Annotated in this window: 15 protein-coding genes; 5 read left to right on the top strand and 10 right to left on the bottom strand. The window is 52.2% G+C overall.

Going from position 1 to position 15,444, the window contains the following annotated elements; translation table 11 throughout:
* Nucleotides 1-81 precede the first annotated feature (81 nt).
* Nucleotides 82-372 carry an Hsp20/alpha crystallin family protein gene (locus K1I37_RS09940; RefSeq protein ID WP_021296494.1) on the top strand — a complete coding sequence of 97 codons (291 nt, stop codon included), beginning with the start codon at nucleotides 82-84 and terminating at the stop codon, nucleotides 370-372.
* Here the strand turns inward: K1I37_RS09940 and K1I37_RS09935 are convergent.
* The 3 genes from K1I37_RS09935 to K1I37_RS09925 form a co-directional block, all read right to left on the bottom strand.
* Nucleotides 369-2,684, bottom strand: a complete 2,316-nt coding sequence (locus K1I37_RS09935; RefSeq protein WP_021296495.1) for a PAS domain-containing protein — start codon at nucleotides 2,682-2,684, stop codon at nucleotides 369-371. The two genes, K1I37_RS09940 and K1I37_RS09935, sit on opposite strands and share 4 nt — an antisense overlap.
* A gap of 388 nt (nucleotides 2,685-3,072) precedes the next feature.
* On the bottom strand, nucleotides 3,073-3,966 hold the full coding sequence (locus K1I37_RS09930) for an efflux MFS transporter permease (protein WP_161624351.1): 894 nt from the start codon (nucleotides 3,964-3,966) through the stop codon (nucleotides 3,073-3,075).
* Nucleotides 3,891-4,634, bottom strand: coding sequence for an MFS transporter (locus K1I37_RS09925; RefSeq protein ID WP_021296498.1), 744 nt, complete (start codon nucleotides 4,632-4,634; stop codon nucleotides 3,891-3,893). Before K1I37_RS09925 ends, K1I37_RS09930 begins: the two co-directional genes overlap by 76 nt.
* Before the next feature lie 357 nt (nucleotides 4,635-4,991).
* On the opposite strand from K1I37_RS09925, the gene K1I37_RS09920 reads away from it, so the two are divergent.
* The gene (locus K1I37_RS09920) at nucleotides 4,992-5,294 is read left to right on the top strand and encodes an IDEAL domain-containing protein (protein ID WP_021296499.1); all 303 of its coding nucleotides are present in this window, start codon (nucleotides 4,992-4,994) and stop codon (nucleotides 5,292-5,294) included.
* Nucleotides 5,295-5,360: 66 nt separating this feature from the next.
* Here K1I37_RS09920 and K1I37_RS09915 read toward each other — a convergent pair whose 3' ends face one another.
* The 3 genes from K1I37_RS09915 to K1I37_RS09905 form a co-directional block, all read right to left on the bottom strand.
* Complete coding sequence (locus tag K1I37_RS09915) at nucleotides 5,361-7,355, bottom strand: FUSC family protein (RefSeq protein WP_161624352.1); 1,995 nt, start codon at nucleotides 7,353-7,355, stop codon at nucleotides 5,361-5,363.
* 44 nt (nucleotides 7,356-7,399) lie between these two features.
* Nucleotides 7,400-7,885, bottom strand: coding sequence for a MarR family winged helix-turn-helix transcriptional regulator (locus tag K1I37_RS09910; RefSeq protein WP_021296501.1), 486 nt, complete (start codon nucleotides 7,883-7,885; stop codon nucleotides 7,400-7,402).
* 101 nt (nucleotides 7,886-7,986) lie between these two features.
* Complete coding sequence (locus K1I37_RS09905; RefSeq protein ID WP_031218622.1) at nucleotides 7,987-8,934, bottom strand: D-2-hydroxyacid dehydrogenase; 948 nt, start codon at nucleotides 8,932-8,934, stop codon at nucleotides 7,987-7,989.
* Between the two features lie 350 nt (nucleotides 8,935-9,284).
* Between K1I37_RS09905 and K1I37_RS09900 the strand changes: the two genes are divergently transcribed.
* The 3 genes from K1I37_RS09900 to K1I37_RS09890 all read left to right on the top strand — a co-directional run bounded on the left by K1I37_RS09900 (nucleotide 9,285) and on the right by K1I37_RS09890 (nucleotide 12,858).
* The gene (locus tag K1I37_RS09900) at nucleotides 9,285-10,769 is read left to right on the top strand and encodes an aldehyde dehydrogenase family protein (protein ID WP_021296503.1); all 1,485 of its coding nucleotides are present in this window, start codon (nucleotides 9,285-9,287) and stop codon (nucleotides 10,767-10,769) included.
* Between the two features lie 148 nt (nucleotides 10,770-10,917).
* Nucleotides 10,918-11,694, top strand: a complete 777-nt coding sequence (locus tag K1I37_RS09895; RefSeq protein WP_021296504.1) for a Cof-type HAD-IIB family hydrolase — start codon at nucleotides 10,918-10,920, stop codon at nucleotides 11,692-11,694.
* A 210-nt stretch (nucleotides 11,695-11,904) separates the two neighbouring features.
* Entirely contained in the window at nucleotides 11,905-12,858 is a 954-nt protein-coding gene (locus K1I37_RS09890) for a ring-cleaving dioxygenase (RefSeq protein ID WP_021296505.1), read from the top strand.
* A 94-nt stretch (nucleotides 12,859-12,952) separates the two neighbouring features.
* Here the strand turns inward: K1I37_RS09890 and K1I37_RS09885 are convergent, their stop codons facing one another.
* Genes K1I37_RS09885 through K1I37_RS09870 form a run of 4 tightly spaced genes read right to left on the bottom strand, consistent with a single transcriptional unit; the run spans nucleotide 12,953 to nucleotide 15,338 of the window.
* The gene (locus tag K1I37_RS09885; protein ID WP_031218624.1) at nucleotides 12,953-13,339 is read right to left on the bottom strand and encodes a YraN family protein; all 387 of its coding nucleotides are present in this window, start codon (nucleotides 13,337-13,339) and stop codon (nucleotides 12,953-12,955) included.
* Nucleotides 13,308-13,568 carry an EscU/YscU/HrcU family type III secretion system export apparatus switch protein gene (locus K1I37_RS09880; protein ID WP_021296507.1) on the bottom strand — a complete coding sequence of 87 codons (261 nt, stop codon included), beginning with the start codon at nucleotides 13,566-13,568 and terminating at the stop codon, nucleotides 13,308-13,310. The genes K1I37_RS09885 and K1I37_RS09880 overlap by 32 nt, the downstream gene beginning before the upstream one ends.
* Nucleotides 13,565-14,680 (bottom strand): hypothetical protein, encoded by a 1,116-nt coding sequence (locus tag K1I37_RS09875; protein ID WP_021296508.1) that lies wholly within the window; start codon nucleotides 14,678-14,680, stop codon nucleotides 13,565-13,567. The genes K1I37_RS09880 and K1I37_RS09875 overlap by 4 nt, the downstream gene beginning before the upstream one ends.
* The gene (locus K1I37_RS09870) at nucleotides 14,673-15,338 is read right to left on the bottom strand and encodes a ribonuclease HII (RefSeq protein WP_021296509.1); all 666 of its coding nucleotides are present in this window, start codon (nucleotides 15,336-15,338) and stop codon (nucleotides 14,673-14,675) included. The genes K1I37_RS09875 and K1I37_RS09870 overlap by 8 nt, the downstream gene beginning before the upstream one ends.
* Nucleotides 15,339-15,444 lie beyond the last annotated feature (106 nt).

The raw sequence follows: 15,444 nt of genomic DNA, 5'->3' as shown, positions 1-15,444 counted from the left end.
TGTAAAAGGCTTCTTCGTGCATGTTTCGAGAGATTCGGAGACATTCTAGCATCATCGAAAATGTGCGAGGAGGTTCTACCATTGTCGAACATCCATGACGATGAACCCATGAACCACGTCGATATCGAGGAGACAGACAGCCATATCACAGTGCAAATCAACATGCCAAAAGATTGTTCACTGGATGACGTCAATATTGTCGTAAATCGTCAAAACCTATATGTCTACCCCAAACTTGAGGTGAAGACGCGCGTTTTGCGCCCGCAAATTGTCCCGCTTCCGACCGTGGTCGACGATGCATTTGCGAACGGCTCTTTGCAAAATGGCCTGCTACAAATCAAACTTCCCAAGCTCAACGCCTACACAGACTAACCCTGTTTCACAAGATACGAGGTATGATGCGGGACGGGCGCTTCCATCGGCAAGCGAATGTCCACCGTTGTACCTCGCCCCAGTTGGCTGCTAATTTTCATCCTTCCGCCGTGGGATTGGACAATTCGATAGCTCACCATCAGCCCTAATCCGGTTCCAGTCTCCTTGCTCGTATAAAATGGTTCACCTAATTTAGGCAAAACTGTCTCGTCAATGCCGAAGCCATTATCCGTAATTCGGACATACACCTCATCGCTCGCTTCCACGCGTCCGACACAGACTTCAATTTGCCCACCCTCAGGTACCGCTTCCATCGCATTTTTGAGAATATTGAGGAACACCTGTTTCAATTGATTAGAATCGCAGCGGATGGAAGGAACCCAAGTGTGGATTGATGGCAACACAGCGATGTTCTTCATAACACACTGTGTGCTAATTAGACTAAGCACATCTTGCACTAAATCGACTACGTTATGACGTTCAAACACAGGTTTGCTCGGTCTCGCCGCCAACAGTAATTCATCTATAATGCGATTAATCCGGTTCAATTCCGACAACATAATTTCGCAATACCCCGCATTGTTCCCACCCTCAGTCATCAACTGGACAAATCCCTTGAGCGCAGTCAGCGGATTTCGAATCTCATGGGCTACACCAGCGGCCAATTGACCGACCACGGCCAACTTGTCCGCCTTTCGAATAATTTCTTCCGCCTCAATCCGCTCCGTAATATCCAGAAGCGTTCCGATGATGACCGGCTTTCCGTTGAAGTACGCCAGCGTTCCATGCACTTCGACATCAACCGTTTCGCCATTCTTGCAGAGCCCTGTAATTTGGTAACGGATGCTATCCACTTCACCCGACAGACGTTTGCGCACATTTTCTACAGCTACACTCAGGTCTTTCGGTGAAACAGTATCCCACGCCGTCATGCCAATCATCTCTTCCACCTCATAGCCAAAGATTTCGGCCATACGGCGGTTCACAAACGTCAAAACGTTGTCTTCAACGATATACACGCCCACGAGCGACTCCTCAACAATGGTTCGGTATTTCACCTCCGCCTCGATGAGTGCCATCTCTGCACGCTTGCGGTCCGTGATATCCCGTGAAATTGTCGAAACCGCGATGATGTTTCCTGAGGTATCAATGACTGGCGACATAATCAAGCTCACATCAATTTGCCGTCCATCCTTACGAGTTCGACGAGTCTCCGTGCGTATCGTCTCTCCGCGAAACGCTGCGCTCACCCATTCACTCGTCTGTGGCTGATCCAAAAACGGACAAAGTTGACCTTGTGCTTCCTCAATAGACCAGCCGTACACCTGTTCATAGGCAGCATTGACCCGCAGATAACGCCGATCTCTACCCATAATGGAGATGGCATCCCCATTGCTGCTGATGAGACACTCATACAAACCCTTCGTCTCACGCAGTTCATTCAGCGCCTCAATATGTTTTGTCAGATCTTTCGCAACGGTAAAAACGCCGACAATATCTCCATCGACGACAATCGGTACACTGCTGATGCCAAGGTAAACTGCGTGTCCAAATTTGTCATACACCATGATTTCATAGGACTGCACGATACCCTGACGCACCTGTTCTGCATTTTTCATCATCTGTTGGACATACGGCTTGGCGACAATCGCTCGTCTCTGCGACGGGCGTTTTAGCGCCTCGCGAGAATATCCCGTCAAGCGATACAGTGCCTCATTTGCATACACCAATTCCCCTGCTACATTGGTTTGCAGCACGATATCCGGGTTGTTATCCACCAATGATCGAAACTGTTGTTCGTGAACCTCTGTGAATCGTCGACAGTAAAGCGCGTCGAGCACCATTTCAATCTGCTGAACACAAACGCCTACGTCTAATCCATTGCAGGGGACGACATCGCATCGCGATCCGAGGACGACTACACCCTGGATATCGGAGTTTACACGCAGATACCATGCGCCCAGGTGGCGCAGACCACGCTTGGTAGACAGTGCCGCAAGCGGATCTGGCAGTTCCTCCACGGTCCACCATCCTTCACCCATGGTCTGAACAAACTGCATGATATGTATATTGAATGATTCGACGAATGATTGAGATGCAGTTGTTAGTTCCTCCATCACGCCCCAAGGGCTGTAAATGCGTGGTTGATGCGAATCACTCATTTTCAATTTCTTTCGGTACAAAAAAAATCCACTATCCATCCCCATAATATCGCGGAACGCTTCTGCAGCCTGTTCAAACAATTGTTGACCGCGTGCGACACACCGCCATTCGTGTGATTTACGCCAGTACATTAGGTAACGATCATCCATGCAAGTACACTCCGCCCGAAATTCTAGTTCATCTTAAAATAATTGGATTAACAAGGTTGTTACACAAAAGAATACCAGTCAAGCAAGTTGCGTCAATACTACACCTACAATATCACGGAAGCCACTAGAGAAGGACCTAGAGAACACATCTAGGTCCTTCAAACATGCGCGTACAATTAGTATGCCCCGCCACCGTAGGGTACGAGTAGAATAAAGAGAACGAAGATGATGAGGAAGACGACTGCCCATTGTGTGTATGCGCCAAAACAGCCCATCCGCGTGACCTCCCTTACGCCGAATTCAGTTACATTACACGGTATGGCATATCATAGGACGGGGTGTGGGCGGAAACACAATGCCCAGGCGCGCAAGTGTTGTCTCACGAAGTCTATGTCCGCGAACGATGGGCAAGCGTTGGGCCTTTTCCAAGGAGTATAGTCAGACAAGAAATCATCAACAGGCACAAACTGCAAATAAACGAAATCACAAAAAGATGGTGCGTCGCAATCAGCGCTGCCCGACTCTGGAGTTCTCCCGACAGAAGATACATCACAATTTGTCGTGCGCGCTGTTCAGACTCCCCGGACGCGATATCGTGTTGTATCGCCGACGTAACCGATGCCGAAGTAATGGTATTGACTTTTGTCGCGGCCCAACCGTTGATGGCTGTCAAGGCGGCAGTGTGAACGTTCAGGTACCACTGAGAAACCGGCGTCACGATGGTGTAAAGAAACACGCGCAAAAATTGAACCACCGTCATCGTCCTCGGCAGTTGGTTGAGGGGACCGCCTAGCGCACACGTGACCAGTCCGACGACAAAGTTCAGCCCGACGCCACAGGAAAACAGAACCAATTGGAATCGCAATTGGTCGAGACTTACGCCCGGTTCCAGCGACGTCAACCGGTAAGAAGACAGGGCGATACACAGAGAGCCCACGATGAACAAGGGGCCTGCGCCAACGCGATCGAAGAATGACGCCGCCAATATCGCCGCAAGTCCGACACTAATCACAAGCCCTCCGTAAACCGAGGGAAGCGTTGTACTTGGGATTTTGCTGACCGTTTTCATCGCGAAACCCATGCCCGACATGGCCACAAGCATCAAGAGATTGGACAAAATGGCGACAAACGCCCCGCAGATAGACCTTCGCGAGGTGACTAGCCGAAAATCGACGAGTGGATGAGAAACACTCAGTTCAACGACAATCAAACACGCGAATAAACAAAGGGATACACCCGCGGGCACAAATACGAACGGACTGCTGAATCCATACGGTAGCAAATTTCCAAGCCACCATATCGTCGATGTCCCGAGCATAAAAGCAGTGTCGTACCAATGTAGTCAAATCGGTTCCAGGCGCCTCTGGCTGAAGCCATTGATGGTACCGGGAACATGTGCTTGGGGAGATGTCCACTGAGCAAAAGGGCCCCGAGTGATAGGCATGCACACAAACCAAACAGCCATCGCCAATGGTCATAAGCTTGCGAAATCGTTCCGAAAATGGCTCCAAGAACGACGGATCCAAACATAATACAAAGCAAGATGCCCAGCACGCGATTCCGTCGCTCAGCCGGGAATTCGACAAAGAGCAGCGGCACAAGCACCATTAATTGGGTGCCCGTTAGGGCGCCTTCAAGCGCGCGGCTTATCCCGAGGAGAACGGTGTTATCTGAGATGGATGATGCAGTAAATGTGACGACAAACATGACGGTGGCACAGCGAAAGCAAAAGCGTAGCCCCAGTTGCCGACTCAGCACGGGACCTAGTGGAATCCATACAGCAAACGCCATGTTCGCGACAATCGATATCCACATCGTGGCGTAACTGCTCGACCCGAAAGCGTTTTGAATAATGGTTTGAATCTGCATAAAGCCGGACATCACAAGTAAGTTCGGGCCAATGGTCGTTGCGAGAATCATGGCGACAATCCAGTGTCTGGGCAGGGTCATAGGACAACTCCCTTATCGCTAAAACAAGGCATTCCGGATCATCCGAAGATTTCACCGACACGTATGTTGTCCCAATTCCCATCGTAAAATGAAGCTAAATTTGATACCAACGATTTTCGTTCCCCTTTCTGACGTCTCGATGTAAAATTCATCTAACAATCGTTTCGCACCAGACAGCCCGAGTCCCAGCCCCTTTGAGTGCGCAAATGAACGACCGTTACGCAATCTATCGTCCACATCACGAATACCAGATCCACAAGTGCCCTTCCGTTTTGTCCGTGACCGTCATCACCGCCACAACGTTAACTGAATGAAGTACCCCCACCTAAACAGATGGGAAACAAAGGGGGATGTCAAATGGATACACAGTTGAAGTACGGAGATTGGGTGTCATTTTTATTTCAACATCGTGCATTACTCGGTTTTATCGTCAAATCCATGCCAGACAAACAATCGTATGTCATTTTTGTACCGGAAACCGGAAAACATTATACCTGTCCGGCTGTGATGGCCATTCCAGAGGAACCGATATTGAAGAAAAGCGACGTCCAGGCACTCATTGATTTATCACTCGACCTCAAAGACGAGGACTGGTTTCACGAATTGAGCAGTCAATACCTAGGGATTCAAGGCACATCCACCTGCGACAATACTACTTGATACCGCATGTTTCCAATGTGCTTCCCGAAACGACGTGCATCAACGCAAAAGCCAGCCCAGTGTCCTCTAGTGCCGATTGGCTGCCGCGAGCAGCCCTTCGCACATCACGTGTACCTGCTCGGTCCACGTTGGATGTTCAAATAGGGTTTCGGGTAACCGAATTTCGTGTTCGCTTCCTGTTTCCGCCATCTGTGCAAGCCGAGAGAGAACGGTGTCCACAGTGGATGAGGCCAATGCTTCCATCGGCTGACGAGAGACATTCATCGAAAGAACGAGGTACCCTAATCGCTGTGCACTCACAACGACTGGCCACAATTTCTCCAATTCTGCGTTCTGTCGCGGGTATTCGTTCACGGCTTGATCATGAACCATTCGGAGATGTACCAAAGCGGATTCCAGAGAACGGCGACTTGCCCGTTGTTCGGTCAGCGGTATATGGGGGTCTTCATCTGCCGTTCGCAAAACATCTCGAATCGCGCGAATCACCCGTGCAACGGCCGGCCGAACACGAGTCGAAGCCGCGCGGCGCCAAAGTGTCAGACTCGCCCACAGTCCAATCACACAACCCACGACCGTATCGAAGAAGCGAGCCTCTATTACGGAAACAGGCGACACGCCCCACTGCCCTAACTCAATTAACAAAATCGGCAGCGGCGTGATGAAGACGACTGCCGCGCCGTAATTTCGCCCGACCAACAATTCAACAATCAACTGTAAAGCGACGATGGCCACCACGGCCAGCGCGATCGTCGGTCGAAGCCATAAGATTCCACCGGCAATCAGGATGCCAACGGTGGTTCCTAGAGCCCGCTGGAGCGTGCGGTGGACAGAGGCCAGTACCGTAGCGCCTTGTAACACACTGGCACAAGTCAAGGGAACCCAGTACGGACGGGGATCCCCCAAAACCCAAGCGACAAACACAGAGACCAACACCGCCACACCGATACGCAAGGTGGCCGGACGCACGAGTGATGCCCGACTCCACGCGACGCGGATGTCATCGAGAAGAGACGGGTTGCGTTGTACCTCCGCCTTCCAGGTTTCAGGAACCTGTGTGAGATGTCCGGCGATATGCACGCACTCCTCTAAATGACGGGCGAGGTGACGGCGGACTTCCGTGTCGCAAGTCGGGGATGGAATGCGAATTCTCCCGGCCAAGTCCATATTTGAAACACTCGCCCCCAAGTTGCGAACAGCATCCGCCAATCCTTGGCAAATTGGTTTTTTCTCAGCAGCGAGTTGAACTCCACACAAAAATATGATGTTAGCCTTTTGCGTCAACAGATACAAACGATAGGCCTGTGCCGTCTTGCGCCACTGGAGTTCACCACTCGTCACCGCGACCTGTGCGTTTTGTAACGCAACGGTCGCCTGGTGCCGGGCGCTATCGTGCGAAACAGTCCCCACTGCGGACAAAAAGTTCGCAAGTGCCCGGTATGCGCCAGCTACCGCTCTCGATTCCGGTCCATGTGGGTTCACAAGCCACCCAGCCATACTGACGACCCACGCAATGGCACCCCCAAGAAGCACGCATCCCGCACGAAGTAGCGCAGTATGTGGCGCGATCGGCATGCCCGTACCCACTGCACCGACTAGGATAAAAAAGTACGCGGACGGCACTGGAACGCGCCAGGCGCCGCACAAAAACGTCGCCCCCGCAGATACGATGCACAGTGCGACAGCAATTCCCAGCACACTCCCTGCCAAAGCCGTGCCGAGGCCAATGGCGAGCGCAAGTCCGACCGCGACCATCGCGCACTTGACCGCTCGTTGCGCGTAGGGCTCATTGCCTGCATAGATGGCCGTAAATGCGCCCATGCTCGTCACCATGGCCAACGACATGTTGCCGATGAGTGATCCTGCGATGAGTGTCAATCCCATACTGATTGCGGCACGCGTCGCTCGCCGCCACGGATAGGGTATGGGTCGCACTTGAAAGGCACCGCGAAGCCCAGGGTGCGTCGGGGCAGGCGGTATCTCCCATGAGGGTGTGATTTTGAGCCGTGCATCTGTCTCGATGGGTGCCTGCGCGCCGACCACTTGTTTGTTCTGTCTCTTCACCGTCATGTCGGTCTCCCTTTCATCTATCTCTCTCAAGATGCCTTTTATCGCTCTGTTCGATGCGATTTTTCCTCATCTACTGGATTGTGTACCGCCATCTGGGTATCCACGCGTGCTTGAACGGCGAACAGTGCACGCTTTAACTGCTCCTTATCTTCCTCTGAATAGGTCGCGAACAACTCATCGAGCACCTCTCGTTCGACATGTGCCAGCACTTCGGCCAGGTGCTTCCCCTCCGACGTCGCAATGGTATGAACGACTCGCCGGTCGTCTGCACTGGGCCGACGTCGAACCAACTTCTTTCGTTCGAGACTATCCACGATTCGGGTAATCGTCGTCTTGTCTTTCTTCGTCAAATCAGCCAATTGGGTTTGCGTAACCCCTTCGTGGCGCGAAATGGTCAATAACACCAGCCACTGTTCGGTCGTGACCCCGTAAGGTTTAAAATGAAGCATCGTATAATAGGCCACTTTTCGATACGTTTGGCTAATTAAGATGCCGAGTGAATCTTCGAGCGGATTGTACGCCATACGCTTCTCCTCGCATTCCGATATCAACAGTCATTGTCACGCAAATATTCAGCTATGCAACTATTGGCCGATCACGATTTGCCCTCCATTTTGCACACGCTCTAGTAACCTTTGCGCAAATCGACGCGGTTACTTACTGGATGCGCTCCAGATTCGAGCAGACGAGCGGTCTCCACTAAACACGCTGCGGCCTCTTCTGCCGTGGTCACAGCGGAAATATGCGGCGTGACCAGGATATTTTCGTGGCGCCAGATAGGGGACGTTTGCGACAAGGGCTCTTCGTCAAACACGTCCAAAACAGCATGGCGGATGCACGAAGCATTCAGTGCTCGCACGAGTGCGTCCATATCGACGCTGCCTCCCCGCCCCACATTGATGAACATCGCCCCTTCACACCTGCAAAACAAGGCATCATCAAATATTTTCTCCGTTTCCTTTGTCAACGGCAACGTATTGATAATATACCCTACCCCCGCCAAGATGTCCGCCCCAATTGGCCCCATGATTTCTTGTATCGAAAACACTTGAGAAAAGCGAGCATCCTGGCCCCCACTACGCGACACTCCGACAATCGTAGCACCAAAAAACGCCAAAACCTCCGCGACACGCTTTCCGATATCGCCCGTGCCAAACACCAGAATCCGCTGTTTGGCCAAAATTCCCGGCGCCACGGGGTTCCAACGTTGCCTTCTCTGCTCAGAGGCAAAAACGTCGTGGCATTGTACATCGCGTAATATGTAACTTAAACTGTACTCCGCAATCTTCTGCCCAAACGGTCCCGTTGTCCTCGTGACAATGGTTTGTGTCGATGGGTCAAGCCATTGAACCACGTTGTCCACACCAGCGCCTAAACAGTGAATCCATTTTAGATGTTCATAGGAAAACCCAGGTACTAAACGAAACCCGACGAATGCATCGGCGGTGTCTAACAACGCCTGCGTAAGGGTATCGTCCGTCGCAAAAATAAACTCCCTTCCAGACTGGCCTGCAAGGTGAGATTTCAGATTGGCGTTGAGCCGCCCATGAACGATAATTCGTTTCAGTTGCACCATCAGCACCCCCAGGTCGTAGTCTCTAACCGGAAATTCGACTCGTCACGCACCCCATTATCAATGTGAAATGTCCACATCGTACGTCAGACGCGCGCGACGAACATCATGGACGATGTTACATCCCCCGACAACCACCTATTTCCATTATAGAACATATGCAGAAAAATAGCAGTTCAACTTGTCTGACGTGATCCTACGTTTCGCGCACGAAGGCGCAGTCGCGATCACGAAACAACCGACTTTCCTCGTCAGCGCCAGCCCTGAGACAAAGCATACGATACTGCCATTCAGCCAAACCTAGGGCGAAGTGACCACTCGTTACCGTCATAGTGAAAGGGGTACAAATGATGGCACAGGATCCACTGGTTGTTCACGCCATTATCAATGGCGAGCAAGTACCGACAAAACGACGTTATGCCCGCGAGAACCCAGCCAATCCTGAGGAAATTGTCGGGTATGGCCCACTCAATACGCAGGAAGAAGCCATCCGCGCGATTGAAGCCGCGAACGAGGCGTTCCCAACATGGGCTGCGACTGGATTGGACGAGCGCATTGAACGCATGCGACGTGCTATTGCACAGTTAAAAGAAAAGACACCCGAGTTGGCGCAGTTGCTCTCGCGTGAACACGGCAAAGCACTCTACGACGCTGAAGGAGAATTTGGAATATCCATCATGTGGATGGAATACGCCTGCGACACAGTCAAGGACGTCCTCCAAGACCAAGACCAAGTACAAGAACACGACAACGGCAAGACGATTATCACCAGTGACGCGATTGGTGTCGTTTCCGCCATCACGCCGTGGAGTTACCCGTTTTCCTTATCTACCATCAAAGTGGCACCAGCACTTTTGGCTGGCAACACGGTGGTCCTGAAACCAAGTCCGTTTGCCCCACTTGCAGTAACCAAAACAATGGAAATTATCAGCAAGGAATTCCCGCCTGGGGTCCTCAACATGGTTCACGGTGAAGCAGAAGTCGGTGTCGAACTGACATCGCATCCAAAAGTGGCCAAAATTGCATTTACAGGCGGTACGAATACGGCGAAACACATTATGAAGGCAGCCGCCGACACCATTAAGCACATGACGCTCGAATTAGGTGGAAACGATGCAGCCATCATCCTCCCCGACTTTGACGTCAACGATGAACGCGACCTCCGGCGTTTGGTCATTTCCAATTTTCTCACAGCTGGTCAAATTTGCATGCTTGCGAAGCGCGTGTATGTCCACCGTTCCATCTTCGACCAATTCATTGACAACTACGTGGTGGCAGCGAATCAGTGGATACGGGTGGGTGACCCGTTCAACCCCAAAGTCACCGTCGGCCCCGTCAATAACAAGCGCCAGATGGAGTACGTTCAAAGCCTGATTGACGACGCTAAAAAACGCGGCGCAAAAGTCATCGAATTAGGGACAGTCCTCGATGAGGAACTGTTTGAGAAAGGATACTTTATGCGGCCGACGTTGGTGCTCGGCGCCGGGTATGATGATCCCATCGTCGTCGAAGAACAGTTCGGTCCAACGGTTCCCATTTTGCCTTACGACGACGAAGAGCAGGCGATACAACTCGCCAATCACAGCATCTACGGATTGACCAGCTCGGTATGGGGAGACCCGGAACACGCGATCCGTGTGGCCCGACGAATTGAAGCAGGAACCACGATGATTAATACAGCAGCCGTTCAGGGCCTGGATGTTCGCTTTCCATTTGGCGGCGTGAAACAATCCGGCATTGGACGCGAATATGGCGCCGAAGGGCTGCGCTCGTATGTCGAAACACACGTCATCAACGTTCCCAAGCACCTCGACTTACCGTACATTCCCGAATGAGCAGGAATCCGGGTGGGGGTAAATGATCCCCCACCCGTCATCTCGACTCGCTTTCACACGTATTCCCCTTTACGCGTGACATTCATAGCCGTACACTATCACTTGGTCTTTTATAGAGAGATAAACAAATCAATTCCTGGAGGTTCTCATGCCCTACAAAGTGGTTTTTTTCGATATTGACGGGACACTCGTCAACGAGGACAAGGTCATTCCCGATGACACGAAGGAGGCAGTTGCACGCCTAAAAGAGCGCGGCATAGACGTATTTATCGCCACAGGACGAGCACCCAGCCAGTTCCACGCCGTGGCAAAGGCGCTGCAAATCGACTCCTTCGTCACCTGCAATGGCGGATACGCCGAGTACAAGGGAAAGCCAGTGTTTGGCCGCCCTATCCCACGCGATGTTTTGGAACGAATCAGCGAGTGGGCAAAGGAACATGAACACCCTTTGGTCTATGCAACCGCCAACGCGTGCTATACCACGGTCGACCAACACCCATATGTCAACGAAGCATTCGATTACTTACAAATCGTCGAAAAACCTGAGTATAGGCCAACTGTGTGGACGGACACAGATGTCTATCAAGTGTACTTATATTGCGAGGAACCGGAAGAAAAACCATACGTTCAGGCGTTTCCAGAGTTGCGCTTTATCCGAGCGCACAAACTGTATCTCGATCTATTTCCAAGTGACGTATCCAAAGCAGGTGGCATTGAAGCCATGTTGCGCCACTTGAACGTTTCGCCAAAGGACGCGGTGGCGTTTGGCGACGGGCTGAACGACGTACAGATGCTGTCGTATGTCGGAATGGGCATTGCTATGGGAAATGCGAGTGATGAAGTGAAATCCTATTCGGCCATGACGACCAAAGATGTCAACGACGGTGGCATTGTCTATGGCTTGAATGCGATTGGACTGCTCTAATGAAGTGGGTCATTTGTCATCCTGTTCCCACCACAACTTCGTTTTTTATATTTAATTTACTTTTTATAGTTATTAATATAAAATACAATCAGATCACGTCGAAGTCATATGAACGTGTCATGAATCCGATCACGTTTGATTGTGCATGGTATCCAATCATACAAACGATGTTTCTAAGTGTGGCGGAAAGGGAACGAAGGAGGCAACACCATGGAATTAGCAGGCATTCACCACCTAACTGCGGTCTCGTCGCGCATCCGTGAGAATTATCAATTCTATACGAACGTAATGGGCCTGCGGCTGGTCAAACGCAGTGTCAACCAAGACGACGTGAGCGCTTACCACTTGTTTTACAGTGGGGATCGAAAAGGGGCGCCAGGCAACGATTTAACGTTCTTTGATTGGGACATCCCGCGAGAAGTGCGCGGAACCCACAGCATTACCCGCACCTATCTGCGCGTAAACGGCGAGAAGGCCTTGACCTGGTGGAAAACGTGGCTCGAAGAACACGGCGTCGTACACGAACCCATTCAGGAGATTGACGGACGCGCCACACTTTTTCTTGAAGATCCGGAGGGGCAACGTCTCGCGCTAGTCGATGACAGTGGTGCGGGAGATCCGCACGAGGCATGGGAAAAGAGCGTTGTTCCTGCTGAATATCAAATTCGTGGACAAGGACCTATTGTGATTAGCATTCCGGAGTTGCGCTATACAGACATGGTTCTCACGAACGTGCTGTACATGCGCCAAGTTCGCCAGTATCTCCATCCAGAGACAAAGAAGGATACTATCTACGTCTATGAAATGGGTGCAGGCGGCGCACATGCAGAATTACACGTCGCCGTACAACCAGACTTGCCTGCTGCGCGCCTGGGGGCTGGTGGCGTCCATCACGTGGCATTCCGTACGAATGACGCCGACTACCACGACTGGGTGCAACGAATTCAATCCTATCGTATTCCCAACAGTGGTGAAGTCGATCGGTACTGGTTCCGCAGCCTGTACTTTAGAGAACCCAACGGCATTCTCTTTGAACTGGCCACAGACGAACCAGGATTCGCGATTGATGAAGATGTAGAAACGCTCGGTGAAAAAATCGTACTCGCGCCGTTCCTCGAACCGCAGCGAGCTGAAATTGTAGCTAACCTCAAACCGCTCGACTAACGACAACACAGACATCGCACACGCCGTGCGATGTCTGTTTTACAAAATGCACGAAGCGTTCTTATTCGAAAATTCACGAAAAAATCAGCAAATTCTACGGAAGAAGTCTAGTGTGCACGAGGGAGGTCAGCGCGCCACTATCGCGCGCTAAGGTGATCCCGACGACATCGAGGCAAATATCAAAGGCGTCCGGAACGATCGCTCGTGTGGCGAAGTAAGCGCAAGATTGTTGCATCAAGCGGAGTGATTTCAGGGGTGTCACAGCGTCTATCGGCGAACCAAAGCGAGCGGACGTACGCGTCTTGACTTCGACAAAAATATATTTGCCTGGTGTATGCGCGACAATGTCCAGTTCGCCGAAGCGTGTTCGAACATTGCGATCAACCACGTCCCACCCTAAACATTTGTGTAGGTAATCACAGACAATACGTTCCCCTTGTCGCCCAACGCTACTTGGACTTCTGCCCGAATTGATAGACATAAGCCAGCACCTCCGCCACGGCCTGGTACAACTCGGCTGGAATCACACTATCCACTTCCAACCCAATCAAGGCATCCACGAGTGGCTGATTCTCCATCACAGGAACGTCGTGCGCTGAAGCCGATTGAATGATTGCTTCAGCCACTTCCCCTGCCCCTTTTGCAACAACGCGCGGCGCCTCTTCACGATGGCGCTCATAACGCAGCGCAACCGCTCGTCTCGTCTTCAACGGGCATCTCCCTCCTCTGCGTCCTCGGTGCCGACAGTCCAGCCAATCAGTTCCCAACCACAAGTAGCGAGAGGCTTCGCCACCACATCGCCACCTCGTTCGAGGTGCGACAGGAGCCGCACATCTTCACCGACAAAATGCACGAGCAACTGTGGTCGCTGCGCTGTCACGATACAAGTCAATGCTCGCCCGTGCACGTCCAGTTCAATGCGCAACCGGTGAATCAGTTTACCTGCAGCGCCCACTTTCGTTTGCCTCTGTGCTTTCCATTTCACAGCCTGATACGGCGGCGTCTGCTCCGGTTGTGGCGGCAGGAAAAACAACCCGCCACCTGCGCGTTCATATGGATTGTCTAGCACCGAAGCAACTAACCTGTCCTGCACGACCCACGTCTCGAGCTTATGCGCTTCTTGCTTGTTGGACGCAGTGGCTATCGTCCCTCCATCCATCGATGCAAACGGCAGGATCGGCGGATCTGATTTAAAATTCATCGAGACCGACGATGCGCGCTGATTTGCTTCTGACGTCGCGGTCGCCAGTAGATTCCAAAGTTGACGCACCACCACTTCAGCCTGTTCCATTCCGGAAGCCTGTTGCGGCGCAACAGAAGCCTGTGGCGAAGGCGTGTTTGTGTTGACGGACGCAGATTGACCACCAGCCGCCACTGGCACAGGACGTGACGCGGGCGTCGGAACGGATTGCTGCGCTTCTGCACCCGCCGAGCTCACATGCGACGTTTCAGCCTGCGCGGCTTCGTCCGGCACCGACAAAGGGTTCGGCAGAGAATTCGGCACGCCAGGTTCTCCAGTATCATCCTGTGCCATCAAACCGTCTGCCAACGTCAATTGTTGAAGGACTACCAACTTCCACGCCCATTCAGCCTTCAACAATTGCGGGTTTTGCAGAATCGCAAGTGGCACATGTCGCTCGAGCGCAAAGACCTGGTCGTCCGTTCCGCGGACGGCGGTAGTAGACGGTGTCTGTACTTTTCCCGATCCGTCCGCTGGCGTTTCTACCTGCTGCCGACCGCCACGCGTCACCGGGTCTAACCGACCGAGCTTGGCCAACGGCTCCGTCACAGATGACGAGAGCCTTGTCAATGGACTATCCATGTAACACCAACCTCATTTGCATCGTTTGCGCTTCACGCACCGGTGCGAAACTCATGCGGTGATGCTCAGTCGGCCCGTAGGCCTCTAACGCCGCTCGATGCTGTTTCGTGCCGTATCCGACATTTGCCGCAAACCCGTACTGCGGGTAGACGGCATCCAATTGTTTCATATATGTATCGCGAAATACCTTCGCAACGATAGATGCAGCGCCAATCGCCAACGAGCGATGGTCCCCGCGGACCACAGGCAAAGACGGCACTGGACTATTGGCTCCATAAATGCCATCCACCAACAAAATCTCTACATGGTGAGCCAAGTTTGAAACCGCTCGTCCCATCGCCAATTGTGTTGCGCGCAGAATGTTGAGTTGGTCAATTTCACCGACCTCTGCAACACCAATACCGACGGCGATGGCCGTCTCGCGAATCAACTTAGCGAGTTCCTCGCGCTTGCGCTCCGTCAAACGCTTGGAATCATCCACCAGTTCCCAGCGATGCACGTCTGTTGGCGGGATAACCGCCGCCGCAACGACGGGACCTGCTAGGCACCCTCGTCCGACCTCATCCACCCCTGCGTACAGACTTGCGCCAGCCATTGCCCGGTCAAACCGATTCCGTGAGCACAGCGCGAGTGATGCATCGACTTTTCCCTCTCGCATGAAGCCACCTCCGACTACGTATCAGTCTACATGCGATAGGCGGAGATGAACAGCATCGTTTTGTGAAAAAGTATACCAGCGAAGGAGATGGAAAAAGCTACATAAG

Source organism: Alicyclobacillus acidoterrestris (assembly GCF_022674245.1).
In the GTDB taxonomy this organism is placed as follows: domain Bacteria; phylum Bacillota; class Bacilli; order Alicyclobacillales; family Alicyclobacillaceae; genus Alicyclobacillus; species Alicyclobacillus acidoterrestris.
This window is presented reverse-complemented; position numbering and strand designations above follow the sequence as displayed.

Excerpts from the sequence above, each read along its gene's own strand:
- K1I37_RS09935 (WP_021296495.1), bottom strand. The coding sequence starts at position 2,684 with ATGGATGATCGTTACCTAATGTACTGGCGTAAATCACACGAATGGCGG.
- K1I37_RS09925 (WP_021296498.1), bottom strand. The coding sequence starts at position 4,634 with ATGACCCTGCCCAGACACTGGATTGTCGCCATGATTCTCGCAACGACC.
- K1I37_RS09920 (WP_021296499.1), top strand. The coding sequence starts at position 4,992 with ATGGATACACAGTTGAAGTACGGAGATTGGGTGTCATTTTTATTTCAA.
- K1I37_RS09910 (WP_021296501.1), bottom strand. The coding sequence starts at position 7,885 with ATGGCGTACAATCCGCTCGAAGATTCACTCGGCATCTTAATTAGCCAA.
- K1I37_RS09900 (WP_021296503.1), top strand. The coding sequence starts at position 9,285 with ATGGCACAGGATCCACTGGTTGTTCACGCCATTATCAATGGCGAGCAA.
- K1I37_RS09895 (WP_021296504.1), top strand. The coding sequence starts at position 10,918 with ATGCCCTACAAAGTGGTTTTTTTCGATATTGACGGGACACTCGTCAAC.
- K1I37_RS09890 (WP_021296505.1), top strand. The coding sequence starts at position 11,905 with ATGGAATTAGCAGGCATTCACCACCTAACTGCGGTCTCGTCGCGCATC.
- K1I37_RS09885 (WP_031218624.1), bottom strand. The coding sequence starts at position 13,339 with ATGTCTATCAATTCGGGCAGAAGTCCAAGTAGCGTTGGGCGACAAGGG.
- K1I37_RS09875 (WP_021296508.1), bottom strand. The coding sequence starts at position 14,680 with ATGGATAGTCCATTGACAAGGCTCTCGTCATCTGTGACGGAGCCGTTG.
- K1I37_RS09870 (WP_021296509.1), bottom strand. The coding sequence starts at position 15,338 with ATGCGAGAGGGAAAAGTCGATGCATCACTCGCGCTGTGCTCACGGAAT.